Below are 25,106 nucleotides of genomic sequence, written 5' to 3'. Positions count from 1 at the left end.
AGAAAATGAAGATTCGTTTTGAAATGAAGACAGAGTTTTCAGAAAAAGACCCACACATTTTAATTCAGGCAGCTCAGTTAACTGACCAAGCAAGAGAGGTCATGGAGTATTTAGAACAATTTTCAACGACCAATCAGGTGGTCATTCCTATTCGAACGGATGATCATCTGGTTATGGTGAAAATTGAGGATCTTATTCTAGCAGATATCGATAAGAATTTGTTGACCATTTATACGGTAGACGGGATTTATAAAACTAAGGAAACATTGACAAACTTTCAGAATCGAATTAATCGGCGTAACTTTATACAGATATCGCGTCATTCAATTATAAACATTGACCATTTAGAGTCATTATCGGATAGCTTTTCAGGGAACATGATGGCTAAGATGACTCGGGGTATCAAATCGAGTGTGAGTCGGAAATACGTTAAGTCCTTAATGGATTATCTAGGTTTATAGGAGAAAATCATGAAGCGATTGATTGCTTATTTTGTATCGGGAATGCGGACGGCCTCCTTTGTTTATTTGAGTTTGGTGTTATTGGCTCAGTTTTATTCAGGTATTACCTATCCCGCACCAACGACAAAAAATATTCTAGCTTTGTTTTTGATGAGTGGAATTATGGGGGTATTGACTTTAATCCTTGAAAGGCTAGAGTTTCTTGCTTATAGTATGCGTGTAGGAGTTCATTTATTAGCGACAGCTACTATTTTAGTATTGACCTACCTATTCTTTGGCTGGGGTTCAGCATTGTTGAGTCCCTTGCTTTGGTTCTTTTTCTTGTTGATTTATGGACTGATATGGTTGTACCAGATCTGGCAAACTCACAAGCTCACCCAACGGATTAATCAAGCCTTAGAAGATAAAAGAAAGAAAACGAATCACTAATGCAGTGAGTGGATGAGGTTTGAGGAGAGTGCTAGTTTCCATATAGAGCAATTTAGGATATAGTATTTTCAGCGTAAAACAAGGAGAAAAACGATGCCAGTAAATGAGTATGGTCAGATGATTGGTGAGTCAATGGAAGGTTATACACCAGGTGAATTGCCTTCCATTGATTTCTTAGAAGGGCGCTACGCTCGGATAGAGGCTCTTTCGGTGGGAAAGCATGCGGAGGATTTATTAGCTGTTTATGGTCCAGATACTCCTCGGGAGATGTGGACCTACCTCTTTCAGGAACCAGTGGCAGATATGGAGGAACTGGTTACCGTCTTAAATCAGATGTTAGCTCGTAAGGACCGTTTTTACTACGTGATTATAGATAAGACAACTTGTAAGGCTTTGGGAACTTTTTCTCTCATGCGTATTGACCAGAATAACCGAGTAATAGAAGTGGGTGCCGTCACTTTTTCTCCTGCTCTTAAGGGGACGAGGATAGGAACAGAAGCTCAGTATCTCTTGGCACGCTATGTTTTTGAGGAGCTTAACTATCGTCGCTATGAGTGGAAATGCGATGCTCTAAATTTTCCATCCAGACGAGCTGCGGAACGTTTGGGCTTTGTCTATGAAGGAACCTTCCGTCAGGCAGTCGTTTATAAGGGGCGCACGAGGGATACGGATTGGCTCGCTATGATTGATAAGGACTGGCCTCAAGTCAAATCCCGTTTGGAAGCATGGCTGTCTCCTGAAAACTTTTATAAAGATGGACGGCAGCACAAGAGCTTGAGAGAATTCTGAGAGGTATTGAGATGATTACTATTAGAAGGCAAGAAATCGTCAAGCTAGAGGATGTTTCGCATCTCTATCATGCAGTTGGATGGACAAATTATACACATCAACCTCAGATGTTGGAGAAGGCCTTGTCTCATTCATTAGCGATTTATCTGGCACATGATGGCGATGCCGTGGTGGGCTTGGTCCGTTTGGTCGGAGATGGTTTCTCATCGATTTTTGTCCAGGATTTGATCGTTTTGCCTAGCTATCAGCGCCAAGGGATTGGTAGCGACTTGATGAAAGAGGCTTTAGGTGACTTCAAAGATGCCTATCAAGTCCAACTAGTGACCGAACAGACAGAAAAAACCTTGGGATTCTATCGTTCTCTGGGATTTGAAACCTTATCTACTTATGATTGTACAGGCATGATTTGGGTGGATCGAAAAAGATAAAAAAATCATTTTTTCTTAAGTAAAGTTTAAGTCTCCTCTTGTATCATATAGTTATTAAATAAAGACCTCCTAATACTCTTCGAAAATCTCATCAACCTTCGTTAGAGTCGACTTAGCTAACTATAGTTATGCTTGCGTCTATCTGCCTAGTCTGATTTCGATTTTCATTGAGTACCCTTTATTTAATGAAATCCCAAACTTTTCTTTTTCATCATAATCTCCTAAAGAAGTCACCCAATCAGGTGGCTTTTTTGTGACTTGAGAAAGGAAATTTCATTTGGAAAAAATTTTTCTAAAAAAATGATAAATCAGAAAAAAGTTAAGGTAATTTTAAGTCTCCTCGTGTATCATATAGTCATTAGATAAAGACCTCCTAACTTTATTTAATGAGATCCTAATCCTTTCTTTTTCATAATAATCTCCCTAAACAGGCCACCCAATCAGGTGGCTTTTTTGTTTGAAAAAACTCCTTAGAAAAGACTAAGGAGAAAGAATCATGTTTTCTTTTTAAGTTGTTGATTTCGATACTGTCTAGGTGTTAAGTGATAGTGCTGCTTAAATTGACGGTTGAAGTTTGAAAGGTTGGTGAAACCGACTTGGCTTGCAATTTCTTGAATACTGAAGTTGGTTTGGACGAGTTTCTCACAGGATTTTTCAAGACGTAACTGGAGCAGGTAGTCCATACAACTGGCTCCAGTATGTTGCTTGAAAATACTCATAAAGTGATTTTTACTATATCCAAATGTTGTAGCTAGTTGCTCAATATGAATGGGTTCGGAGTAGTGCTGTTCAAGGTAGCAAATCACTTCTTTTAGTTTTTGGTAGGTATCATCTGTATAGTGTCGATTGACGTATCTATACTTAAAGAGAAGATGAAGCAATTCGTATAGTTTAGATTTTATGAGTAGATCGTAGTATATGCCTTTTTCTTCAAGGATAGAAAAGAGGGAAAGAAGGCAGGATTGAATTTGATCATAGGCCTTATCGCCTGGTGATATTTGAGGAGTAAGGCAAAAGTGACCAGAGTGGAGGGGTTGGATATAGCGTTGGCTAAAACTGTCAATTTGACTTCTACCTAGGAAATCTAAATGGATACGAAAAACTGTTGAAATTTGTTCTTGATTTTCAATAGGGTAGATAGCGTGAGGAGACGTTGGCTGAATTAGGAAAATATCACCTTCATGACTTTCAAAGCGCTCAGAGTTGATATAGAAGGTAGCAGTTCCTTTTTTGACATAGATTATCTCGAATTCAGGATGCCAATGATAAATTGTATTAGAAGATTGCTTGGATAGGATTTGTCTTTCAAAATCATATGGGAAGTCAGATGGGTTATCTCGCAAGAAACGTGAACGGTCTGCCATGGTAAATCCTCCCAATATACTATTACTACGTTTATTATACCAAAAAAACTTCCTTATCTAGGAAGTTTTCGGGCTTTAAGCTTTCTTTTTCATATAAAAAATAGTAAGCATAAGTCCAATGAAGGCCAAAGCAATAGCAACATAAAAAGCTACACTATAATTTCCATTATTAGCCATTGCTATTTGAACAGCGACTTTGGGAGCGAAAAATGCTGCTAAAGAATATCCAGTGAAGACGATACCGTAGTTGCCCCCTTGATTTGCAGGACCGTAATTTTCCATGACGATAGATGGGAAGACCCCCATAACACCACCAAAGCAGATACCAAGTCCTATAATTCCTAAGGTAAACCCGAATTGACCAGGGACGATAGTTAGGGAAAATAAAGCTAGGACAATGACAGAGTAGATAATTAATAAGGTCTTTGAACGGCCAATTTTATCAGAAAGTGATCCCCAGATAAAACGACCACTAGAGTTTGCGATTGAATAAAGAGAGACATAGAGAGCTGCAGTGCCTGCAGAGAGTCCAAACATTGATTGACCGATTGGTGATGCTTGAGAGGCAATCATCAAACCAGAAAAGGCGCCGACAAAGAACATGCTAATGATAATGTAAAACAGAGGACTTTGTAGCATTTGTTTCCAGTTTTTATTAGTAGCTCCTTGCTTGGTTGGGATAGGAGCTTTCCAGCCTGCTGGTTGGTAGCCGCTTGGAGCCGCCTTGATAAAGAAAATTGCACAGATGATAACAACAATATAGACTAGCCCAATGGTACGAAAAGCAAAGAAGGCATCTTGTTGTTGAATGAGATTGCTCGCGACTGGAGAAGCGATGACTGCAGCAAATCCCATGCCACCTGTCAGAATTCCAGAGGCTAAGCCACGTTTATCAGGGAAGAGGCGAAGTGAATTGGAGAGGGCACCTGAATAGGCAAAACCTTGACCAAGCCCGGCCATTAATCCATAGGTCAAATAAAGCATGGCTGGTGAATTGGCATAGCCGGTTAAGTAAAATCCGCTAGCAAATAGGAGAGCGCCGAGGGCGATGGTCCATTTTACATAACCTTTGTCAACTAAATAACCTCCTAGAATCATGGGGATAGGGCCGATTGCAGAGTTGATAGCAAATGCTAACATAATATCAGACATGGACCAGCCTGTTGAACTGCTAAGTGGTCCGGCAAAAACAGAAAAGGAATAGACGGCACCTGTGCAAAGAAGAATGGCTGTAGACGCGACTAAAATCCTCCAACGATTGAATGTCTCTTTCATAAAAACATCCTCCTTAAATGTATATTTTTTCACCAAGACTATATCATAGTTAAGGAAGCCGGTCAATAGTTTATGAAGATATTTTGTTAATTTTTTCACGAACTTGTACTAAAGTACGATAATCTGATAGAATAACACGGTCTTTATTATCAAGGATTTACAAGATTTTCTAAAGTAGTATAATGAAAGTAGATTAAATAAATGAAAGGGGTACCAAGATGAAACTAGTTGCTATCGTTGGAACCAATTCGGATCGCTCAACCAATCGGAAACTCTTGAAATTTATGCAAAAGCACTTTTCGGATAAAGCCGACATTGAGGTATTGGAAATCAAACAATTGCCAGCATTTAACGAACCTGAGGACAAGCAAGCGCCAGCTGAAGTTCAAGCTTTTTCAGAAAAAGTTCTTGCCGCAGATGGTGTGATTATTTCAACACCTGAGTACGACCACACGATACCAGCACCTTTGGCCTCTGCTTTAGAGTGGATTGCTTATACCAGTCGTGCCTTAATCAATAAACCAACGATGATTGTAGGTGCTTCTCTCGGTTTGCTAGGAACATCTAGAGCGCAGGCACATTTACGTCAGATTTTAGATGCGCCGGAGCTTAAAGCGAGAGTTATGCCTGGTACAGAGTTCTTTCTAGGTCATTCTGAGCAAGTCCTAGATGATGAGTGTCATTTGAACAATCCAGAAAAGGTTGCAGAACTGGAAGAACATTTTTCAGAATTTCAAAATTTTGTTGAACTAACAAAAGCTTTAGTAAAACCTGAAGATACAAATCGAAAAAAATCATTCATCTGGGAAGAATGGTTGAAAGCATAGGTATTTCAAGAAAGGAGAACAATCCATGAAATTAGTAGCTATTGTTGGGACTAATGCAAAAAAATCCTATAATCGCAACCTGTTGCAATTTATGAGAAGACATTTTGCTCAGAAAGCGGATATTGAGATTTTAGAAATAACAGATGTACCAATGTTCAATGAAACAGATAATCAAACAGACACACCTATTATTCAGAAGTTTAATCAAGCTATTTCAGAAGCTGATGGTGTCATTATCTCGACACCCGAGCACAATCATACGATTCCATCAAGTTTGAATAGCTTGCTCGAGTGGTTGTCTTTTAACATTCATCCACTAGACGGAAAGCCGACAATGATTGTCGGAGCTTCTTACGATATTCAAGGTTCTTCACGTGCCCAACTTCATCTTCGTCAGATTTTGGATGCTCCTGGGGTAAATGCAACAGTTATGCCAGGTAGTGAGTTTTTACTTGGTCGAGCGCATCGAGCGTTTGATGACAATGGAGATTTGATTGATGAGCGAACCGTTGATTTCCTAGATAGTTGTTTTTATCGCTTCCTTCGCTTTGTATCCGTTGCAAACCAACTAAATCTTCCTGAAGAAGTTCGCTTTGAACCGGGGACTTACCATGTTACAACTGAAGGCCATAATGGTAAATTACCGATGGATGTAACGGTTTCTGAGGACCGTATTGAAAAAATTGAAATCGATTCTTCTGGAGAATCTTCAGGAATCGCAGATGTCGTCTTTACCCGTATTCCAGCAGAAATCATTGAGGGACAAACCTTAAATGTTGATGCGGTGTCAGGAGCTTCTGTGACTTCAAATGGTGTTTTAGATGGAGTTGCGCGTGCAGTCAAACAAGCCGGTGCAAATCCAGATGTTTTACGGAAGCGTTCAAAAGCGCCATCTGCCCTAGATAAAGAAGATAAAACCTATCAGGCAGACGTTGTCATCGTCGGAGGCGGAGGAGCTGGATTAGCTGCAGCGGCTGCAGTCTTACAAGCTGGTAAGAAGCCAATTGTTGTTGAGAAATTTCCTGCAATTGGAGGAAATACTGTTCGTGCAGGTGGTCCAATGAATGCACCAGATCCAGCATGGCAAGGAACCTTCTCAGCTCATCCAGGTGAGGCTCATACGCTTCAAGAATTGATTACGACAGATGAATCAACGATTGATCCAGAATATTTAGAGGACTTTAGAGCCTTGAAAGTTGAGGTTGAACAGTATTTGCAGGATCCGAGCTATTTGTTCGATTCTACCTTGCTCTATCGTATCCAAACCTATATCGGTGGGAAACGAAAAGATTTACAAGGAAATGAAATTCATGGGCAATACGATTTGGTTTCTGTTTTAACCGAACGGGCCCTAGAGTCTGTTCGTTGGTTGGAAGACATCGGTGTTGAATTTGTTCGTAGTGAAGTGACAATGCCAGTTGGAGCCCTTTGGCGTCGTGGTCATAAGCCGGTTCAACCAATGGGGTATGCCTTTATATCCGTCCTACAAAAATATGTTCTAGAAAATGGTGGCAAGATTTTGACAGATTCTCCAGTTAAAGAATTGCTTGTAAAAGACGGGGCTGTCAAGGGTGTCAGAGCAGAAGGTCGAAACGGTCAAACCATCATTGTCAATGCAGATGCCGTTGTTCTAGCTTCTGGAGGATTTGGTGCCAATACAAAGATGCTACAAAAATACAATACCTACTGGACTGAAATTGCAGATGATATTGCCACATCTAATACACCAGCTGTAACAGGAGATGGTATTCTTTTAGGGCAAAGTGTAGGTGCAGATCTAGTGGGTATGGGCTTTAGTCAAATGATGCCAGTATCCGATCCAGTAACAGGTGCCCTCTTCTCAGGACTTCAAGTTCCTCCAGCTAACTTCATCATGGTAAATACTGAAGGGAAGCGCTTTGTAGATGAGTACGGTAGCCGAGACAAGCTATCTCAAGCAGCGATTGATAATGGAGGCTTGTTCTATCTAATCGCAGATGAACGTATCAAGGAAACTGCCTACAATACTAGCCAAGAAAAAATCGATGCCCAAGTCAAAGCAGGCACTCTCTATCGTGCAGATACGATAGAAGAGTTAGCGGTTCAGATTGGTATGGCCCCACAAGTTCTAGTGGAAACGATTAAGAATTACAATTCCTATGTTGATGCAGGCTTTGACCCTGAATTTAATAAAGGTAGTTTTGATCTCAAGTGTGAGGTTGCACCATTTTACGCAACACCGAGAAAACCAGCCGTTCACCATACAATGGGTGGACTCAAGATTGATACTTCAACACACGTTTTGAATGAAAACGGTCAAATTATTCCTGGTTTGTATGCTGCCGGAGAAGTCGCAGGTGGACTCCATGCAGGTAACCGTCTAGGAGGAAATTCGCTTACGGATATCTTTACTTTTGGACGTATTGCAGGTCAAACAGCTGTTAAAGAAAATTGTTAGTGATTGATTTTAAAAATTAAGGTAATTTTAAGTCTCCTCGTGTATCATATAGTCATTAGATAAAGACCTCCTAATACTTTTTGAAAATCTCACCATACTTCGTTAGAGTCGACTTAGCTAACTATAGTTATGCTTGCGTCTATCTGCCTAGTCTGATTTCGATTTTCATTGAGTACCCTTTATTTAATGAAATCCTAAACTTTTCTTTTTCATAATAATCTCCCTTAACTCCACCCAATCAGGTGGAGTTTTTGTTTGTGGCTTGGATTTTTGATATAATAGAGGCATGAGTAGAATTTTAGACAATGAGATAATGGGGGATGAGGAGTTAGTAGAACGTACGCTCCGTCCTCAGTATTTACGTGAATATATCGGTCAGGATAAGGTCAAGGATCAGCTGCAAATCTTTATCGAAGCTGCCAAAATGCGGGATGAAGCGCTGGACCATGTTCTTTTGTTTGGCCCTCCAGGACTTGGGAAAACGACCATGGCCTTTGTCATTGCCAATGAACTAGGAGTCAATCTCAAACAAACGTCAGGTCCCGTTATTGAAAAAGCGGGTGATCTGGTAGCGATTTTGAATGATTTGGAGCCTGGAGACGTCCTCTTTATAGACGAGATTCATCGCCTGCCCATGTCGGTGGAAGAGGTGCTTTATAGTGCTATGGAGGACTTTTACATTGACATCATGATTGGGGTTGGTGAGGGCAGTCGCAGTGTCCATTTAGACTTGCCACCTTTTACCTTGATTGGTGCAACGACCCGTGCGGGGATGCTTTCAAATCCTCTGCGGGCACGTTTTGGGATTACAGGTCATATGGAATACTATGCCCATGCTGACTTGACGGAAATTGTTGAACGGACGGCAGATATTTTTGAGATGGAAATCACTCATGAGGCAGCTTCGGAGTTGGCCTTACGCAGTCGTGGAACTCCTCGTATCGCCAATCGTCTCCTTAAGCGCGTGCGCGACTTTGCACAGATTATGGGTGATGGCTTGATTGATGATGTGATTACGGATAAGGCCTTGACCATGCTAGATGTTGACCATGAAGGTTTGGATTATGTGGACCAAAAAATCCTTCGGACCATGATTGAGATGTACGGTGGTGGTCCTGTCGGGCTCGGAACTCTCTCTGTTAATATTGCCGAGGAGCGCGAAACAGTCGAAGACATGTACGAGCCCTACTTGATCCAAAAAGGTTTTATCATGCGGACACGATCTGGACGAGTCGCCACAGCTAAGGCATATGAGCATTTAGGTTATGAATACAGTGAAAAATGAGCACGAAATTCTAGAGGCTTTCAGAGAAAATCCAGATATGATGGCCATTTTAACCATCATCCGAAACCTTGCTCTGAAAGACTCGTGGTTGGCAGCGGGTTCGGTTAGAAATTTCATCTGGAATCTCTTGTCAGACAAATCCCCTTTTGATCATGAAACGGACGTGGATGTGATTTTCTTTGATCCAGATATTTCTTATGAGGAAACAGTATCCCTAGAGAGCAAGCTGAGAGAAGATTTCCCTCAGTATCAGTGGGAGTTGAAAAATCAGGTCTATATGCATCTGCACAGTCCCCACACAGCGCCTTACACGAGTTCTCGTGATGCTATGAGTAAGTATCCAGAACGATGTACAGCGGTAGGCCTACGCTTGAATGAAGATTCCACTTTAGAGCTCTTTGCCCCCTATGGTTTAGAGGATATTTTGAACTTTCAAGTTCACCCGACTCCTCACTTCTTAGATAATGAAGACCGAATGAAGCTCTTTCAAGAACGCTTGTCCAAGAAACATTGGCAAGAAAAATGGAAAAATCTCACTTTCTCGAATCTTTGAAAAGAAGTTAGTGACTTGATCGCATAAGAATTCTATATGTGAGCTTGTAGTCATCACAAGATGAGCAGAGAAATCTAAAGATGCAAAAAATTATATACTCAACAGGAACAACTCATTCAATCTATCATAGCTAACAAAGATACCGAATTTGTGAGATTGAGTGAGAAAAACGTTTATTAAGGCTATCCTTATTGTTCTTGGAAGACAAGACTCCCGGGGGAATTATCCCAAGTAACTAACTTGAGCTTGAAAATTGGCATGTAAACGCTTTTGAAAAGTCGTAAATTATGATACAATGTTTAGAGAAATTACTGAGACGAGGATTTAGAAAACAATGAAAGTACATTTCACAAATTTATTTGGGCAAGCATCAACGAGTGTTGCCTTGATGGCGCAGAACAATGTCATGAAAATTGTTCGAGACTTTGGAGTTAACGAACTGGGGATATATTTTTATGATGCAAGCCATGAACCGTGGGAAGAACTGAACTCGCGAATGGATGGAATTGTCGCGGGGGTATCTTATGGAGATGTCGTTTTTTTCCAATCTCCTTCATGGAATAGTGTTGAATGGGACAATCACTTGATAGAAAAGTTAAAGCTTTCTCATGTAAAAATGGTGATGTTTATCCATGATGTTCAGCCACTAATGTTTGAGAGCAATTATTATCTTATGAAGGCCCACATTGATATGTATAACAAGTGTGATGTGGTGGTAGTACCATCCGAACAAATGTACCAGAAACTCGTTTCAGAAGGATTAACCGTCAAGAACTACGTTGTTCAAACACTCTGGGATCTTCCCCATGGTTTGGAACTCTATACTCCAAAGTTTGAGAAAAAATTAATCTTCTCAGGAGACCCATCTCGTTTTCCACATATCGTTGACTGGAAACAAAGTACACCCCTGCACGTTTACGCTACGAGAGCAGAGGGAGTAGATTATTCCAAAGTCCATCTTGAAGGTTGGCGAACTCAGCAGGAATTATTGTTGGAGTTGTCTAAAGGAGGAGGTTTTGGCCTAGTATGGGGAAATTCCGAAAATCCTGCGCAAGAGCGTGACTACTACAAAGAAAATGTTTCTTATAAGTTAACAACTTATCTGGCTGCGGGTATTCCTGTGGTTGTGCCAGACTATCTTTCTAATGTGGACTATATCCGTGAGAAAGGTTTGGGCTTTGTCGTGTCCAGTTTGGAAGAAGCTAGTCGTGTAGTTCAGGAATGTACGGAAGAAGAGTATGATCAAATGGTCACAAGAGCAAAATATACAGCTTACTTAATTAAAAATGGTTATTTCACAAAGAAATTGTTTATTGATTCCATGATGCTCTTAGATTAGTCAAAAGTCAGTCATCGGTTTACCACATTCAGATTTAGAAAGGCAAAATTTCAAGTCGAAGTTAGCTATCTGAGATAATTAGTTTTTTGTCAACTGTGTAGTGGGATGATGAAAAACCACATCTTGGAGGGAACCAATTTGGTTCTCTCCTTTTTGCTAGACGCTTGAAGCTGATTTCCTCTACTTATAAATTTAGACGTAACAAAACACCCCAAAACTATCTAACTTTTTTGGGGAGGTCATATAGGGAGGGGGGAGAGGATTACAAAATCATCACCAAGGTTCCAATCGTAATCAGTATACATCCAATGATTGTTTTAAACGTCAGGACATCTTGTAGAAAGAAAAAGGCTAAAACGAGTGTAATGACGAGACTAAACTTATCGACAGCAGATACCTCAGTCGCATTGCCCATCTGCAAGGCCTTGTAGTAGCAGAGCCAGGAGGCACCTGTTGCCAAACCAGACAGGATGAGAAAGAGCCAACTTTTTCTACTTATGTCGACAATCTCAGTCTGACTATTGGTCAAGAAAACCATGGCCCAAGCCATAAGGATGACGACGACCGTACGAATGGCTGTTGCTAGGTTGGACGGAACTCCCTCAATCCCAATCTTGGCTAAAATAGAAGTTAAGGCTGCAAAGACAGCAGATAAAAGTGCGAAGAAAAACCACATGGTAACTACCTCCTCTCTCTATTATAAGTAATCGAATCCTACTTGTCAGTTCTCAAGTGAAATCTTGCTCTGATGGTATTTTAAAAAACTATACCAATTTTTATACTTGACAAGTGAGAAAAACAAGTATATACTGTCTTTGCTGGTTCTGTAAAAGGGAAATCAGACTATACCAATTTAAGGAGAAAGCACAGCTGGTCTGTGTCGTATATACTATGTGTGGAATTGTTGGTGTTGTTGGAAACACAAATGCAACTGATATTTTGATTCAAGGGCTTGAAAAGCTCGAATACCGTGGCTATGATTCTGCGGGGATTTTTGTCCTAGGTGGTGCTGAAAATCATCTAGTTAAGGCTGTCGGTCGTATCGCAGAATTGTCTGCCAAGACAGCTGGTGTTGAGGGAACGACTGGTATCGGACATACGCGTTGGGCGACTCACGGGAAACCAACGGAAGACAATGCTCACCCACACCGCTCTGAGACAGGACGTTTTGTCTTGGTGCACAATGGAGTGATTGAAAACTACCTTGAAATCAAGGAAGAATACCTTGCAGGTCACCACTTCAAGGGGCAAACCGATACGGAAATCGCTGTTCACTTGATTGGGAAATTTGCAGAAGAAGAAGGTCTCTCAGTTCTTGAAGCCTTCAAAAAAGCCCTTCACATCATCCGTGGGTCTTATGCCTTTGCATTGATTGATTCACAAGATCCTGAAGTCATCTATGTCGCTAAGAACAAATCGCCACTTTTGATTGGTCTTGGAGAAGGCTATAACATGGTCTGCTCTGATGCTATGGCCATGATTCGTGAGACCAACCAATACATGGAAATTCATGACCAAGAGTTGGTAATCGTCAAGGCTGATAGCGTCGAAGTTCAAGACTATGATGGTAACAGCCGTGAGCGTGCTAGCTATACTGCTGAGCTCGACTTGTCAGATATCGGTAAGGGGACTTATCCTTACTACATGCTCAAGGAAATTGATGAGCAACCAACGGTTATGCGTAAACTCATCCAAGCCTACACAGATGAGGCGGGTCAAGTAGTGGTTGACCCTGCTATCATCAAGGCTGTTCAAGATGCAGACCGCATCTACATCCTTGCAGCTGGAACATCGTACCACGCAGGATTTGCTTCTAAGAAGATGTTGGAAGAATTGACAGGTACACCAGTAGAACTTGGAATCTCATCTGAGTGGGGCTACGGTATGCCACTTCTCAGCAAGAAACCGCTCTTCATCTTTATCAGCCAGTCTGGTGAAACAGCTGACAGCCGTCAGGTTTTGGTTAAGGCTAATGAAATGGGAATTCCGAGTTTGACAGTGACAAACGTGCCAGGTTCAACTCTTTCACGTGAAGCCAACCATACCATGCTTCTTCACGCGGGTCCTGAAATTGCCGTAGCATCAACAAAGGCCTATACGGCGCAAATCGCAGCCCTTGCCTTCCTTGCAAAAGCAGTTGGAGAAGCAAACGGCAATGCCAAAGCGCAAGCCTTTGACCTGGTTCATGAGTTGTCAATCGTAGCTCAGTCTATCGAATCAACTCTTTCTGAGAAAGAAAACATTGATGCCAAGGTTCGAGAGCTTCTTGAAACAACTCGCAACGCTTTTTACATTGGACGTGGTCAAGATTACTACGTAGCCATGGAAGCAAGTCTCAAACTCAAAGAGATTTCTTACATCCAGTGTGAAGGCTTTGCGGCAGGAGAACTCAAGCATGGAACCATTGCCTTGATTGAAGAAGGAACGCCTGTCTTGGCCCTCTTGTCAGATCCAGTCCTTGCTAACCACACTCGTGGAAATATCCAAGAGGTCGCAGCCCGTGGTGCCAAGGTTCTCACTATCGCAGAGGAAAATGTTGCTAAAGAGACAGATGATATCGTCCTTACGACCGTACACCCTTACCTTTCACCAATCTCAATGGTCGTACCGACACAACTAGTCGCTTACTTTGCAACCTTACACCGTGGCCTTGATGTGGACAAACCACGTAACCTTGCTAAGTCAGTAACTGTGGAATAAGCTAAGAAAGTCTAGTTGATCTAGGCTTTTTTCTAATGAGCAAATTCATTGAAAATAAAACTAATTAGTGATAAAATATCCTAAAACTAAAAGAGATAGCGAGGAAACAGGATGGTAGAATTAGGGATTTCAACATTTGGTGAAACAACAGCTCTAGAAGCGACTGGACAGATTTACAGTCATGATGAACGCATTCGTCAGTTGGTGGCAGAGATAGAGCTGGCTGATAAGGTTGGTTTGGATGTGTACGGGATTGGGGAGCATCATCGGGAGGACTTTGCGGTATCGGCGCCAGAGATTGTTCTTGCAGCTGGGGCAGTCAATACCAAGAAGATTCGTTTGACCAGTGCAGTCAGCATTCTCTCGAGTATGGATCCGATTCGCTTGTTCCAACAATATGCTACCATCGATGCCTTGTCAAATGGACGGGCAGAGATTATGGCTGGGCGTGGTTCATTTACCGAGTCTTTCCCACTGTTTGGCTATGACTTGAAAGACTATGAAGCTCTCTTTGATGAGAAATTAGACATGCTCCAGTTAGTCAATGAAAAGACCAAGATAGACTGGCAAGGTCAATTGACCCAAAGCATTGCTGGAAAAGAAGTCTATCCTCGTCCAGTTCAGGACAAATTGCCATTGTGGGTGGCGACAGGAGGTCATGTAGAGTCAACAGTGAAGATTGCTCGGGCGGGGTTGCCGATTGTCTATGCTATTATCGGTGGCAATCCGCGTTATTTTAAAAAGTTGATTCAAGCTTATCGTGAGATTGGGAGCGAAGCCGGTCATGCGGATAAAGACCTGAAAGTGGGAGCCCATTCTTGGGGCTGGATTGCTGAAGATGGCGAGCAGGCTGTCAAAGATTATTTCCATCCGACCAAGCAAGTGGTGGATGCAATTTCCAAAGACCGTCCGCACTGGCAGGAGTTGACCTATGAGCAATATTTGGAGCAAGTTGGACCAAATGGTGCCATGTTTGTGGGCAATCCAGATCAGGTGGCAGAAAAATTGATTCGCATGATTGAGGATTTAGGCTTGGACCGTTTCATGCTCCATCTACCGCTTGGTTCCATGCCTCATGATCAAGTTTTGAGAGCTATTGAACTCTTCGGCACACAAGTGGCGCCCAAAATACGTGCTTACTTTGCTATGAAAGAGGAGTTATAAAAAAATCCAATCAGTTGAGTCGATTGGTGAGGAACACCCATGGATTCAGCAACAGGTGGAAGTGGTACAAGGGGGAGAGCATACTATCTAGTGGAATATATACTGGTTTATACCAAGTACAAGATAAAATAGTAAAAAAGACGATTTCCGCTTGGAAATCGTCTTTTTTGATATTCTCATAAATACGATATCTTGTGGTTGGTGTAAACTGGTAGATAGCTCTCTTATTTATTTATCAAACCCTTGTAAGTTTTTTTGGCGCTCTTCAGTTTGACCCTTGGCATCCAATTTATTACCATTGTAAACAGTGCTTTCCCATGATCCGTACATTGGGTTAGGGAAAATGATGAATTTCTCACCAAACTCTTTTTGTAATTCCTCTAATTTTTGGTCGCGCTCAGTTTCAGAGGTCTTTGAAAACTCTGCAAAGTCCACAAGATTGTCTCCTAGTAGCATGACTAAGTTGGTTTTTTCTTGGACTGCTTGTCTACGACCTTCTTTAGATTTGACGCCTTTTTCTAAGAACATGAGATGATCGCGGCTTTGTACAGGAATTCCTTCATTTTCTAGGTTTTTGATCGTATCATCTACCTGATCTATCGTGCGGTCAGATACATAGTAAATTTGGACACCGTTTTGGTCTGCAAATTGGAGAAAGTCTTTAGCACCTGGTACAGCCTTGGCTGCGGCTTTTTTTACCCAGACATCCCAGTTTTCTGGGGTAAATGCTGTTCCATCTTTGACATTTTGCGCTTGATAAGGGCTATTGTCTAATACAGTTTCGTCCAAGTCCAAAACGATAGAGTAGGGTTTATCTGTCTGTGTTTTTAGTAGTTCTTTCAAACGATCAGTAGCGACATTGTAACCTTGTAGGTAGAGTGCTTTGGTCTCAGCTGCTTTTTGATACCAAAGAGTTGACATAGTGTTCTCTCTTGAACGCAACTGATCATAGGTCATTGTAACCTGATTATCAGATGTACTACTTTGTGTTGTCTGTGAATTTGCCGAATTTGTGCCACAGCCAGTCAGTAAAATGACGGAAGTAAGTGTAGAAGCAATTGTAATGGTAACTTTGGATATTTTCATAATCCCATCCTCCTAATAATAGTCTATTAATATTGTAGCGTTTTCAAGGGATTTGTGCAAGGAAATATCGAGAGAAAAGAAATTTTTCAGTAGTAATTTGGTATTAGGATAAAATTATGTACTTAATTTGGGAATGAAGATGGATATAAAAAATCCAATCGGCTTGATAGAAAATCTATATCAGCTTCTTTTTGGAAAATTGATGAAAATAAAGTGAATCTTTGAAAGGCTAGTAACATCAAGCTTTTCAGGGATTTTTTTCTTTATAGATATAAAAATTTCCAATCGAGTTGATAGTCAATATATATTGGGAAAAGGGGAAAAGGAGTGGTAAGATGGTTTCAATCCAAATGGAAGGAGAAAGGTATGGCAAGCAAAAGAGATTTAGTCTTTAGAGCGATTCGAGGCGATGAAGTGGAAAGAGTTCCTGTGGGATTTTGGTTTCATTTTGTAACACTCGAAGAAAAGGGGCAAGGATTAAATAATCCACGTATCTTTCAAAAGAGTGTTGATGGGCATCGCAACTATGTGGAAAGGATTCGTCCTGATTTTGTCAAAATTATGAGTGACGGTTTTTTCCTTTATCCAAGTAATGTCTATAGCCCTAAGATTGCAAGCATTCAGGAGCTGATTTCTATTGAGTCGATTGGTGAGGGACACCCATGGATTCAGCAACAGGTGGAAGTGGTACAAGCAATTCGAGAGACCTTTACCGAAGAGATTGCTTCTTTCTACAATATCTTTTCGCCGATCTCCTACCTCAAGCGCTGGTTCCGTACAGAAACTTCTCGAGGAGATAGGGAAGTGGCCGATCTATTGCTTGAAAATCCTGAGCAATTTAGAGCTATTCTAGATGTGATTGCAGGAGATATTGCTTCCCTAACTCAAAAAATCATCCAGCAAGGCGGTGTTGACGGGATTTATCTCAGCACCCAGGAAATTCAAGATGAGCGCATCACACCAGCACTCTACCAAACCTATATCGAACCAAGCAATATAGCAGTTTTAAAGGCGGCTAATCAGGTTGGTGGGACTAATATCCTTCATATCTGTGGTTTTGAAGGTGCGAGCAATGATGTGACGATATTTAAGGACTATCCAGCTCAAGTGGTCAACTGGGCGACTCACCATGAGGATGTTAGTTTGACACAGGGTCAAGAGCTGTTTCCAGGCAAGGCCGTTTTAGGCGGATTCGAAAATGGTAAGAAAAGCTTGCTTTATCAAGGTTCCAAGGCGGAATTGCAAAATGAAACAAGGCGGTTGCTGGCTGAAGCTGGTAGTAGAGGTGTTCTTCTGGGAGCTGACTGTACTGTTCCAGATGACTTTGACTTAGAGAGGCTGGACTGGATTCGACAGGCAGCTGTTCTCTAAAAGGAGGAGCTATGAAAAGTAAAAGATGGGGTATCTTCATTGCAGTTGTCGCTTTGCTGGCCTTGGTCGCCATAAGCGTCGTAAAAAATAGCCACTGCAAAAATGGAGAGAGATGTCGTGGAGTTCAGGATTTTTCCAAGTCCAGTCTCCCCTTTCTACGCTCGAATGATATCGCAAGCAGTTTATTAGTTGAAAAAGTAAGAAATGGAGAATAAGAATGTCAGAAAAAAAAGAATGGGTTTTAAAAGCATTTAGAGGTGAAAAGGTTGATCGTGTGCCAGTTGGTTTTTGGCATCATTTCACATCCGAAGACGAATGGCTACACGGATTCTCAAATCCAGTCATTATCGAGAAGAATATTGAGGGCCATAAGCGCTTTATCCGAGAAGTTCAGCCGGACTTTATCAAACTCATGAGTGATGGGTACTTTGCTTATCCAAATCCAGCGATTGCCAAAGGAAAATCACTTCAAGAATTGGCGACCATTCAACCACTCGGACCAGATCACGCTTGGATAAAAGAGCAGGTGGACTTGGTTAAGAAAATCAAGCAAGAGTTTACAGAAGATATTGTTGCGATTTACAATATTTTTGCTCCTGTGACCTATCTCAAGTGGCTGCTTGGGGAAGTGTCTGGTGGAGATGACCTCATTGCAGACTTTCTGGTGGAAGATCCTGAAGCCCTTAAAAAGGTGTTGGATGTGATTGCAGAGGATATTGCGAGTCTTAGCCGAGCTGTCATCAAAGAGGCTGGTGCAGATGGAATCTACCTCAGCGTGCAAAGTATCCAAGATCAACGAGTGTCGGCAGCAGCTTATCAAGCCGTCATTGCACCTAGCGAGATAACTGTCCTGGAAGCGGCTAGTGCTGTTGGTGGCGTCACTGTTCTTCATATCTGTGGCTACGAGGGGGCACGAAATGATATTCACCTTTTTGCAGACTATCCGGGCCAAGTCTTTAACTGGGCTGTAGGACCAGAGGGAATCACTCTCAAGGAAGGTCGTGAGATTTTCAAGGGGCGTACGGTTCTTGGAGGGTTCGAAAATGGCAAAACGGGCTTGCTGTATACTGGTAGCAAGGATGCCATTCAGGCTGAGGCAAAGAAACTAGTTGCAGAAGCTGGGGAACAGGGCTTGGTACTTGGGGCAGATTGTACCATTCCAAGTGATATCGCAGTTGAACGTATCCAGTGGGTGAGAGAAGCGCTTGAAAACTAAAGGAGAAAAAGATGAGTAAAAAAGCATGGATTATCGGTGGTATAGCAGTGGTTGCAGTAATTGGGGCAACGATTATCGGGAGAAGTTTAGCTGGCGTTCCAGCCAAGGAGGGAGAAACGGCTTCGTCTGCTGAAGTCATAACCTTGAAGGTTGCCCATACACAAAACTACGTACCTTATGACTTTGTCAATGAAAAAGGGGAATCGGATGGTTATGAAGTAGCTGTTTTGAAGGCTGTTGATGAGAAATTGGCAAACTATCAATTTGAATATACGGGTACCAGTGATGACGACCTCTTGATTGGTCTGGAATCAGGTAAGTATGACATCGGAACCAAGGGAGCTTGGTACACAGACGAACGAGCTAAAAAGTTTGTCATTCCATCTGAACCAGTGGGAGCGAGCATTATCGGATTTACTGTCAGAAAAGAAGATGAACAGAAATACAAAACCATTGATGACTTCGATAAGAATAAAGGGAAATTGGTTCCCATCTCTCCACAGAATGCTCAATGGAATGTCATCACCAGCTACAATGAAAAATATCAGGATGCACCGATTGAGCTAACAGCAGCTGAATCTTTTAAAGTGGCAGATGCCTATGCCTGGGTCTTAGAAGGACGTTATGACGCCTTCTTTGATATCAAACTGTCCTTTGAAAAAGCAGTTACCGCAGAAGATGGCCCTTACCACCAATATGCGGATAAACTCAGCTGGTTCCCATATAAAGGCATTCCAACTTATCCCTTGATTCACCGTGATGAAAAGGGTGAGAAATTTGCTAAAGAATACGAAAAAGCAATCAAAGAGTTGAAAGAAGATGGCACGCTTGCTAAGCTATCTCAGCAATACTTTAAAGAAGATGTCTTTAGTTATGTAGACAAAGACTAGACCAGAAATTTCAAGACTAGAAAGGGTTTTGTATGGTTTCTTATGATTTTTCCAAGGTCTTTCAGTTTTTGCCGACCTTATGGCAGGCGCTTCCGATGACCTTGTCCATTCTCTTTTTTACCACTCTTCTTGGTTCCCTTTTTGGAGGTCTCTTGGCCTGGGCGCAAGTAGGAGAAGACAAGAGTTTTGCAGCGATTTCCAAAGGCTATATCTTTACCCTTCGTTGTACACCGCCGATTGTCTTGCTTTTTCTAGTCTTTTATGGCTTGCCAGAATTTCTGAAATGGTGGCTTGGTTTAGATATCAACAACTGGTCTAAAACTATTTTTGTTCTCCTGACGATGATTCTCTTGTTTGCCGCTATTGTTGCAGAGGTTTTCAAGGCGAGCTATCAAGCTATTCCAAAGGGACAGACAGAGGCCGGGCTTAGTATTGGTTTGACTCCAAGTCAGACTTTTTGGAGAATCATTTTTCCCCAAGCTTTTCAAGTTGCTCTTCCCAACATAACGACTGCTATTCTCAATCTCATGCGGGATGCTGCTTTGGCTTATACGATTGGTTTCGTTGATGTTATGGGGGCAGGCAATCTCTTGATCAGTCGCAATTTAGGGAACTACTCTCTGGAAACCTATACGGCAGTTGCGCTTCTTTACTGGGGGATTGCCTTGGTTATTTCTAGCTTGAGTCGTTTGCTTGAGAAGTCTTTGGAAACAAAAGGGGGGTAAGAAATGGATATAGACTATATTGTAAAGACCTTTCTGGAGACCTTGAAGGGTGTGCCAATCACCTTGATTATCATGATTGTGGCTATGGTCTTAAGCTTTTTACCGGCTCTATTTTTAGCCTTGGGGCAGATCCACAAGATTCGAGGGGTGAGGAGTTTTTCTCTGGTCTATCTGGCTTTTATCCGAGCGACTCCTCCGATTTTATTGATTCTCTTCTTTTATAGTTTGTTTCCAAGTTTGCTGAATCAATTTTTCAAAAGCATAGGAAGCGACTTTGATATTTTCAAACTTGATCCTCTCTACTATGCCTTTATCATTTATAGTTTGATGACAGTCGGGAGTTTATCGGAGATTTTGCGTTCAGCTATCTTGACGGTGGACAAGGGACAGCTAGAGGCAGCGCATGCGATTGGACTGACTACGACTCAGGCCTATTTAAGGATTGTTTTTCCTCAAGCCTTGCGCTCAGCCTTGCCTAACTTGGCCAATCTGGTGATCAATATCGTCAAAGGGACCTCCCTGGTCTTTGTCATGACCATCAAGGATATCACCGCTATTGCTCGTGTGGAAGCGTCCTACGGCTACCAGTATTTTGAGTCTTATTTTGTGATCTTTTTGCAGTATATTTTGATCTGTGGTTTGATTCAGTGGGGCTTCTCCCTACTGGAGAAAGGCTATGTGAAAAAAGAAAAGAGAGCAAAAACATCTAGCGCGCGTTTTGTATAGGAGGACAAGATGTTACAAGTAGAACATATCGCAAAAACATTTGGAGAGAGGCAGGTCTTGGAGGATGTCAATCTCCAGGTCAATCAAGGGGATGTCGTTGTTATTTTAGGACCATCAGGTTCGGGGAAAACGACCTTTCTCCGTTGTCTCAACCACTTAGAAAAAGCTGATAGTGGCCGTTTGACCTTGGCAGGAAAAACCTATGACTTAGCCAAATTAAGCAAGAAAGACATTCTAGAAATTCGCCAAAAAACAGCCTTTGTTTTCCAACACTACAATCTCTTTGCAAATAAAACTGCTCTGGAAAATATTCTAGAAGGCCTAATTATAGCTCGTAGAGTTCCCAAGGAAGAAGCGCTCAAACGTGCAGAATCTGCCTTAGAAAAAGTTGGTTTACTGGCCTATAAGGACTACTACCCTTCACAACTATCTGGAGGGCAACAACAACGAATAGGAATTGCGCGTGCCATTGCCGTCAAGCCCGAGGTCATTTTGCTAGATGAACCAACATCGGCACTAGACCCTGAGTTGGTTGGAGATGTTTTGGATGTTCTGAAACAGTTAGCGGGAGAAGGTGTGACCATGGTGGTCGTCACGCATGAAATGGGATTTGCTAGAGATGTCGCTAACCACGTTATTTTTATGGATGGAGGCCGTATCGTAGAGGAGAACAATCCCCACGATTTCTTTAGTCGTCCACAAGAAGAACGAACCAAGCAGTTTCTAGCTCGTATCTTATCAGATGCCACCTATAGTGTAGAATACATGATTTGATAGATAAGTGCATTACGAAAGTAACTTATGAGGCAAAGTTTCAATCTATAAACTATGGGAAAAGGTGTCAGCTTGAAATGACTTTCAGAAAAAGCTAGGTTTTAGACTTAGATTGGCTATTTGAGATGATTTGAGGTACTTTTCGTACACTCAAGTGGGCAATCTTATTTTAGATTTTTCATTTCTCAAAAAACTTAAGAAAAATTTAAGCTAGGAGGTGTATACTAAGCTCATAAGTTAAGAAAAACTTAACTTAAACTCCTAAAATTTTTTCATAATAATCTCCCTATAAAATAAAGTCGCCCAATCAGGCGGCTTATTTTTGTCTATCTGTAAGCAGGAGCAGTAACTTAGCAATAGAAGAATAGAGGGAAATATGGTATAATGAAACGATAGATTTTTGAATAGGAATAAGATCATGTTTGGATTTTTTAAGAAAGATAAAGCTGTAGAAGTTGAGGTTCCAACACAGGTTCCTGCTCACATTGGCATCATCATGGATGGAAATGGTCGCTGGGCTAAAAAACGGATGCAACCACGGGTTTTTGGTCATAAGGCGGGGATGGAAGCCCTCCAAAAGGTGACCAAGGCAGCTAATAAGATGGGAGTTAAGGTCATCACAGTCTATGCCTTTTCAACGGAAAACTGGACGCGCCCAGATCAAGAAGTCAAGTTTATCATGAACTTGCCAGTCGAGTTTTATGATAACTACGTCCCTGAATTGCATGCAAATAATGTTAAGATTCAGATGATTGGGGAGACAGATCGCCTACCTAAGCCGACTTTTGAAGCTTTGAAAAAAGCAGAGGAGTTGACCAAGAACAATACAGGCTTGATTCTCAATTTTGCGCTTAACTATGGCGGTCGTGCTGAAATTACGCAGGCTTTTAAGAGCTTGGCTCAGGAAGTTCTAGATGCCAAAATCAATCCTGGTGATATTACAGAAGATATGATAGGGGATTATCTTTTCACACAACGCCTGCCAAAGGATTTGCGAGATCCTGATTTGATCATCCGTACGAGTGGTGAGTTGCGTTTGAGTAATTTCTTGCCATGGCAAGCAGCCTATAGCGAGCTTTACTTTACGGATACCTTGTGGCCTGATTTTGATGAAGCATCTTTGAAGGAGGCTATTACGGCCTATAATCGTCGCAATCGCCGTTTTGGAGGAGTTTAGGAGAAGATATGACCCAAGATTTACAAAAGAGAACGTTGTTTGCTGGATTGGCCCTGGCTATTTTCCTTCCAGTCTTATTTGTGGGGGGACTCTTATTGCAGATAGGGATTGGTTTGTTAGCCATGCTGGCTGTCCATGAACTCTTGCAGATGAAAGGGCTAAATACCATGACTATCGAGGGCGTCTTGACCCTCTTTGCGACCTTTGCCCTCACAATCCCCTTAGAAAATTATCTAACTTTTTTGCCTGTTGATGGGAATGTGGTTGCCTACAGCGTTTTGATTACAATTATGCTGGGGACGACCGTTTTCAGTAAAAATTATACGATTGAAGATGCTGCTTTTCCAATTGCTGTGAGCTTTTATGTTGGTTTTGGTTTTAATGCCTTACTAGATGCTCGGGTGGCAGGTTTTGACAAGGTGCTTCTGGCCCTCTTTATCGTTTGGGCGACAGATAGTGCGGCTTACCTGATAGGGATGAATTTTGGCAAGCATAAGTTGGCACCAAGAGTTTCTCCTAATAAGAGTATTGAGGGCTTTATCGGTGGTATTCTAGGTGCGGTACTGGTAACAGCAATCTTCATGCTAGTAGACAGCACAGTTGCTCTCCCTTATGGGATTTATAGAATGAGCCTCTTTGCCGTCTTCTTCAGTGTGGCAGGTCAGTTTGGTGACTTGATTGAGAGTGCTATGAAACGCCATTTTGGTGTCAAGGATTCAGGAAAATTTATCCCGGGGCATGGTGGTGTGTTGGATCGTTTTGACAGTATGCTAGTTGTCTTTCCTATCATGCACTTGTTTGGCCTCTTCTAAAGAAAGGAATATTGAATGATTGGATTGCTAACCTTTATCCTCGTTTTTGGGATTATTGTGGTGGTGCATGAGTTTGGACATTTTTATTTTGCCAAGAAATCAGGCATTTTAGTTCGTGAATTTGCCATTGGTATGGGGCCCAAGATTTTTGCCCATATTGGTAAGGATGGCACTGCTTATACCATTCGGATGCTCCCTCTAGGTGGCTACGTTCGTATGGCTGGTTGGGGCGATGATGCGACAGAAATCAAGACAGGAACCCCAGTCAGTTTAACACTTACTGATGATGGTAAGGTCAAACGGATCAACCTCTCAGGGAAGAAACTGGATCAAACAGCTCTCCCTATGCAGGTAACCCAGTTTGATTTCGAAGACAAGCTCTTCATTAAAGGCTTGGTCTTGGAAGAAGAAAAGACCTTTGCTGTGGATCATGATGCAACAGTTGTTGAGGCGGATGGTACCGAAGTACGCATCGCTCCTCTGGATGTACAGTATCAAAATGCTTCTATCTGGGGTAAGCTCATCACCAACTTTGCAGGTCCTATGAATAACTTTATCTTAGGTGTTGTTGTTTTTTGGATCTTGATCTTTTTACAAGGTGGTGTTAGAGATACTCAAACCAATCTCTTTCATGTCATGCCAGAGGGAGCATTGGCTAAGGTGGGTGTAGCTGAGACCGCTCAAATTACCAAGGTCGGCTCGCATGAGGTTAAGAATTGGCAAGACTTAACCCAGGCTGTGGAAGCAGATACCAAGGACAAGACCGCCCCGACCTTGGATGTGACCATTTCTGAAAATGGTAGCGAAAAACAAGTCACGGTGACTCCAGAAGAGAATCAAGGACGTTATATTCTTGGGGTTCAACCGGAAGTCAAGTCAGACCTCCTATCCATGTTTGTTGGTGGATTTACAACCGCTGCTGACTCAGGGCTCCGTATCCTTTCGGCTCTGAAAAACTTGATTTTCCATCCAGATTTGAACAAACTCGGTGGTCCCGTTGCCATTTTTAAGGCAAGTAGCGATGCTGCTAAAAATGGTCTTGAGAATGTCCTCTATTTCCTAGCTGTGATTTCCATCAATATCGGGATTTTTAACTTGATTCCTATCCCGGCTTTGGATGGTGGAAAGATTGTGCTCAATATCCTAGAGGCTATCCGCCGGAAACCCCTTAAACAAGAAATTGAAACCTATGTCACCATGGCTGGTGTAGTTATCATGGTTGTCTTGATGCTAGCTGTGACCTGGAATGACATTATGCGACTCTTCTTTTAGATAATC

At 41.9% G+C, this 25,106-nt stretch carries 25 protein-coding genes; 21 read left to right on the top strand and 4 right to left on the bottom strand.

Translation table 11 applies throughout. The features are described from left to right. Window positions 1-5 precede the first annotated feature (5 nt). From GOM48_RS08735 to GOM48_RS08720, 4 genes are all read left to right on the top strand, one after another. Window positions 6-461, top strand: a complete 456-nt coding sequence (locus tag GOM48_RS08735) for a LytTR family DNA-binding domain-containing protein (protein WP_009729708.1) — start codon at window positions 6-8, stop codon at window positions 459-461. Window positions 462-470: 9 nt separating this feature from the next. Then, window positions 471-890: a DUF3021 domain-containing protein gene (locus GOM48_RS08730; RefSeq protein WP_000825486.1), complete on the top strand. Its 420-nt coding sequence runs from the start codon at window positions 471-473 to the stop codon at window positions 888-890. A gap of 93 nt (window positions 891-983) precedes the next feature. Then, complete coding sequence (locus GOM48_RS08725) at window positions 984-1,679, top strand: GNAT family N-acetyltransferase (protein WP_235097233.1); 696 nt, start codon at window positions 984-986, stop codon at window positions 1,677-1,679. Between the two features lie 11 nt (window positions 1,680-1,690). After that, a complete protein-coding gene (locus GOM48_RS08720) occupies window positions 1,691-2,107 on the top strand; it encodes a GNAT family N-acetyltransferase (RefSeq protein ID WP_235097219.1) in 417 nt (138 codons plus the stop codon). A gap of 494 nt (window positions 2,108-2,601) precedes the next feature. Here the strand turns inward: GOM48_RS08720 and GOM48_RS08715 are convergent, their stop codons facing one another. Both GOM48_RS08715 and GOM48_RS08710 read right to left on the bottom strand, forming a co-directional pair. Next, window positions 2,602-3,471, bottom strand: coding sequence for an AraC family transcriptional regulator (locus GOM48_RS08715; RefSeq protein ID WP_235097211.1), 870 nt, complete (start codon window positions 3,469-3,471; stop codon window positions 2,602-2,604). Between the two features lie 75 nt (window positions 3,472-3,546). Then, complete coding sequence (locus tag GOM48_RS08710; protein WP_235097201.1) at window positions 3,547-4,746, bottom strand: OFA family MFS transporter; 1,200 nt, start codon at window positions 4,744-4,746, stop codon at window positions 3,547-3,549. A 218-nt stretch (window positions 4,747-4,964) separates the two neighbouring features. Between GOM48_RS08710 and GOM48_RS08705 the strand changes: the two genes are divergently transcribed. The 5 genes from GOM48_RS08705 (at window position 4,965) to GOM48_RS08685 (ending at window position 11,187) form a co-directional block, all read left to right on the top strand. Beyond that, complete coding sequence (locus tag GOM48_RS08705) at window positions 4,965-5,573, top strand: NADPH-dependent FMN reductase (protein WP_235097191.1); 609 nt, start codon at window positions 4,965-4,967, stop codon at window positions 5,571-5,573. Between the two features lie 25 nt (window positions 5,574-5,598). Then, a complete protein-coding gene (locus GOM48_RS08700) occupies window positions 5,599-8,010 on the top strand; it encodes a flavocytochrome c (RefSeq protein WP_235097182.1) in 2,412 nt (803 codons plus the stop codon). Window positions 8,011-8,296: 286 nt separating this feature from the next. Further along, window positions 8,297-9,295, top strand: a complete 999-nt coding sequence (ruvB, locus tag GOM48_RS08695; protein WP_321159611.1) for a Holliday junction branch migration DNA helicase RuvB — start codon at window positions 8,297-8,299, stop codon at window positions 9,293-9,295. Then, complete coding sequence (locus GOM48_RS08690; RefSeq protein WP_235097160.1) at window positions 9,276-9,848, top strand: nucleotidyltransferase family protein; 573 nt, start codon at window positions 9,276-9,278, stop codon at window positions 9,846-9,848. Before ruvB ends, GOM48_RS08690 begins: the two co-directional genes overlap by 20 nt. Before the next feature lie 334 nt (window positions 9,849-10,182). Then, window positions 10,183-11,187, top strand: a complete 1,005-nt coding sequence (locus GOM48_RS08685; protein WP_235097159.1) for a sugar transferase — start codon at window positions 10,183-10,185, stop codon at window positions 11,185-11,187. Window positions 11,188-11,449: 262 nt separating this feature from the next. Here the strand turns inward: GOM48_RS08685 and GOM48_RS08680 are convergent, their stop codons facing one another. Then, window positions 11,450-11,863, bottom strand: a complete 414-nt coding sequence (locus tag GOM48_RS08680; RefSeq protein WP_235097158.1) for an EamA family transporter — start codon at window positions 11,861-11,863, stop codon at window positions 11,450-11,452. 215 nt (window positions 11,864-12,078) lie between these two features. Here GOM48_RS08680 and glmS point away from each other — a divergent pair, with 215 nt between their 5' ends. Together glmS and GOM48_RS08670 are read left to right on the top strand one after the other, a co-directional pair. Further along, window positions 12,079-13,887, top strand: coding sequence for a glutamine--fructose-6-phosphate transaminase (isomerizing) (gene glmS / locus GOM48_RS08675; protein WP_235097157.1), 1,809 nt, complete (start codon window positions 12,079-12,081; stop codon window positions 13,885-13,887). 111 nt (window positions 13,888-13,998) lie between these two features. After that, window positions 13,999-15,051, top strand: coding sequence for an LLM class flavin-dependent oxidoreductase (locus tag GOM48_RS08670; RefSeq protein WP_235097156.1), 1,053 nt, complete (start codon window positions 13,999-14,001; stop codon window positions 15,049-15,051). 228 nt (window positions 15,052-15,279) lie between these two features. Here GOM48_RS08670 and GOM48_RS08665 read toward each other — a convergent pair whose 3' ends face one another. Further along, on the bottom strand, window positions 15,280-16,137 hold the full coding sequence (locus GOM48_RS08665) for a 5'-nucleotidase, lipoprotein e(P4) family (RefSeq protein WP_000703387.1): 858 nt from the start codon (window positions 16,135-16,137) through the stop codon (window positions 15,280-15,282). A 366-nt stretch (window positions 16,138-16,503) separates the two neighbouring features. On the opposite strand from GOM48_RS08665, the gene GOM48_RS08660 reads away from it, so the two are divergent. From GOM48_RS08660 to rseP, 10 genes are all read left to right on the top strand, one after another. Next, window positions 16,504-17,508: a uroporphyrinogen decarboxylase family protein gene (locus GOM48_RS08660; protein ID WP_235097155.1), complete on the top strand. Its 1,005-nt coding sequence runs from the start codon at window positions 16,504-16,506 to the stop codon at window positions 17,506-17,508. A gap of 11 nt (window positions 17,509-17,519) precedes the next feature. Further along, the gene (locus tag GOM48_RS08655; protein ID WP_235097154.1) at window positions 17,520-17,723 is read left to right on the top strand and encodes a hypothetical protein; all 204 of its coding nucleotides are present in this window, start codon (window positions 17,520-17,522) and stop codon (window positions 17,721-17,723) included. Window positions 17,724-17,725: 2 nt separating this feature from the next. Further along, on the top strand, window positions 17,726-18,724 hold the full coding sequence (locus GOM48_RS08650) for a uroporphyrinogen decarboxylase family protein (RefSeq protein ID WP_235097153.1): 999 nt from the start codon (window positions 17,726-17,728) through the stop codon (window positions 18,722-18,724). An 11-nt stretch (window positions 18,725-18,735) separates the two neighbouring features. Then, window positions 18,736-19,614, top strand: a complete 879-nt coding sequence (locus tag GOM48_RS08645; RefSeq protein WP_235097152.1) for a transporter substrate-binding domain-containing protein — start codon at window positions 18,736-18,738, stop codon at window positions 19,612-19,614. 32 nt (window positions 19,615-19,646) lie between these two features. Beyond that, complete coding sequence (locus GOM48_RS08640) at window positions 19,647-20,339, top strand: amino acid ABC transporter permease (protein WP_235097151.1); 693 nt, start codon at window positions 19,647-19,649, stop codon at window positions 20,337-20,339. A gap of 3 nt (window positions 20,340-20,342) precedes the next feature. Further along, window positions 20,343-21,065 (top strand): amino acid ABC transporter permease, encoded by a 723-nt coding sequence (locus GOM48_RS08635; protein ID WP_235097150.1) that lies wholly within the window; start codon window positions 20,343-20,345, stop codon window positions 21,063-21,065. Window positions 21,066-21,074: 9 nt separating this feature from the next. Continuing rightward, window positions 21,075-21,839, top strand: a complete 765-nt coding sequence (locus GOM48_RS08630) for an amino acid ABC transporter ATP-binding protein (RefSeq protein WP_235097149.1) — start codon at window positions 21,075-21,077, stop codon at window positions 21,837-21,839. A 418-nt stretch (window positions 21,840-22,257) separates the two neighbouring features. Next, entirely contained in the window at window positions 22,258-23,016 is a 759-nt protein-coding gene (locus tag GOM48_RS08625) for an isoprenyl transferase (protein ID WP_038805815.1), read from the top strand. 8 nt (window positions 23,017-23,024) lie between these two features. Then, complete coding sequence (locus GOM48_RS08620) at window positions 23,025-23,828, top strand: phosphatidate cytidylyltransferase (RefSeq protein ID WP_235097148.1); 804 nt, start codon at window positions 23,025-23,027, stop codon at window positions 23,826-23,828. A gap of 15 nt (window positions 23,829-23,843) precedes the next feature. Further along, complete coding sequence (gene rseP / locus GOM48_RS08615; protein WP_235097147.1) at window positions 23,844-25,100, top strand: RIP metalloprotease RseP; 1,257 nt, start codon at window positions 23,844-23,846, stop codon at window positions 25,098-25,100. The last annotated feature ends 6 nt before the right edge of the window (window positions 25,101-25,106 follow it).

This window comes from Streptococcus oralis, from assembly GCF_021497885.1.
GTDB classification, from domain to species: Bacteria; Bacillota; Bacilli; order Lactobacillales; family Streptococcaceae; genus Streptococcus; species Streptococcus oralis_BQ.
This window is presented reverse-complemented; position numbering and strand designations above follow the sequence as displayed.

What these genes read in the sequence shown, in the direction of transcription:
- GOM48_RS08735 (WP_009729708.1), top strand. Translation starts at nt 6, where the DNA reads ATGAAGATTCGTTTTGAAATGAAGACAGAGTTTTCAGAAAAAGACCCA.
- GOM48_RS08730 (WP_000825486.1), top strand. Translation starts at nt 471, where the DNA reads ATGAAGCGATTGATTGCTTATTTTGTATCGGGAATGCGGACGGCCTCC.
- GOM48_RS08725 (WP_235097233.1), top strand. Translation starts at nt 984, where the DNA reads ATGCCAGTAAATGAGTATGGTCAGATGATTGGTGAGTCAATGGAAGGT.
- GOM48_RS08720 (WP_235097219.1), top strand. Translation starts at nt 1,691, where the DNA reads ATGATTACTATTAGAAGGCAAGAAATCGTCAAGCTAGAGGATGTTTCG.
- GOM48_RS08715 (WP_235097211.1), bottom strand. Translation starts at nt 3,471, where the DNA reads ATGGCAGACCGTTCACGTTTCTTGCGAGATAACCCATCTGACTTCCCA.
- GOM48_RS08710 (WP_235097201.1), bottom strand. Translation starts at nt 4,746, where the DNA reads ATGAAAGAGACATTCAATCGTTGGAGGATTTTAGTCGCGTCTACAGCC.
- GOM48_RS08705 (WP_235097191.1), top strand. Translation starts at nt 4,965, where the DNA reads ATGAAACTAGTTGCTATCGTTGGAACCAATTCGGATCGCTCAACCAAT.
- GOM48_RS08700 (WP_235097182.1), top strand. Translation starts at nt 5,599, where the DNA reads ATGAAATTAGTAGCTATTGTTGGGACTAATGCAAAAAAATCCTATAAT.
- ruvB (WP_321159611.1), top strand. Translation starts at nt 8,297, where the DNA reads ATGAGTAGAATTTTAGACAATGAGATAATGGGGGATGAGGAGTTAGTA.
- GOM48_RS08690 (WP_235097160.1), top strand. Translation starts at nt 9,276, where the DNA reads ATGAATACAGTGAAAAATGAGCACGAAATTCTAGAGGCTTTCAGAGAA.
- GOM48_RS08685 (WP_235097159.1), top strand. Translation starts at nt 10,183, where the DNA reads ATGAAAGTACATTTCACAAATTTATTTGGGCAAGCATCAACGAGTGTT.
- GOM48_RS08680 (WP_235097158.1), bottom strand. Translation starts at nt 11,863, where the DNA reads ATGTGGTTTTTCTTCGCACTTTTATCTGCTGTCTTTGCAGCCTTAACT.
- glmS (WP_235097157.1), top strand. Translation starts at nt 12,079, where the DNA reads ATGTGTGGAATTGTTGGTGTTGTTGGAAACACAAATGCAACTGATATT.
- GOM48_RS08670 (WP_235097156.1), top strand. Translation starts at nt 13,999, where the DNA reads ATGGTAGAATTAGGGATTTCAACATTTGGTGAAACAACAGCTCTAGAA.
- GOM48_RS08665 (WP_000703387.1), bottom strand. Translation starts at nt 16,137, where the DNA reads ATGAAAATATCCAAAGTTACCATTACAATTGCTTCTACACTTACTTCC.
- GOM48_RS08660 (WP_235097155.1), top strand. Translation starts at nt 16,504, where the DNA reads ATGGCAAGCAAAAGAGATTTAGTCTTTAGAGCGATTCGAGGCGATGAA.
- GOM48_RS08655 (WP_235097154.1), top strand. Translation starts at nt 17,520, where the DNA reads ATGAAAAGTAAAAGATGGGGTATCTTCATTGCAGTTGTCGCTTTGCTG.
- GOM48_RS08650 (WP_235097153.1), top strand. Translation starts at nt 17,726, where the DNA reads ATGTCAGAAAAAAAAGAATGGGTTTTAAAAGCATTTAGAGGTGAAAAG.
- GOM48_RS08645 (WP_235097152.1), top strand. Translation starts at nt 18,736, where the DNA reads ATGAGTAAAAAAGCATGGATTATCGGTGGTATAGCAGTGGTTGCAGTA.
- GOM48_RS08640 (WP_235097151.1), top strand. Translation starts at nt 19,647, where the DNA reads ATGGTTTCTTATGATTTTTCCAAGGTCTTTCAGTTTTTGCCGACCTTA.
- GOM48_RS08635 (WP_235097150.1), top strand. Translation starts at nt 20,343, where the DNA reads ATGGATATAGACTATATTGTAAAGACCTTTCTGGAGACCTTGAAGGGT.
- GOM48_RS08630 (WP_235097149.1), top strand. Translation starts at nt 21,075, where the DNA reads ATGTTACAAGTAGAACATATCGCAAAAACATTTGGAGAGAGGCAGGTC.
- GOM48_RS08625 (WP_038805815.1), top strand. Translation starts at nt 22,258, where the DNA reads ATGTTTGGATTTTTTAAGAAAGATAAAGCTGTAGAAGTTGAGGTTCCA.
- GOM48_RS08620 (WP_235097148.1), top strand. Translation starts at nt 23,025, where the DNA reads ATGACCCAAGATTTACAAAAGAGAACGTTGTTTGCTGGATTGGCCCTG.
- rseP (WP_235097147.1), top strand. Translation starts at nt 23,844, where the DNA reads ATGATTGGATTGCTAACCTTTATCCTCGTTTTTGGGATTATTGTGGTG.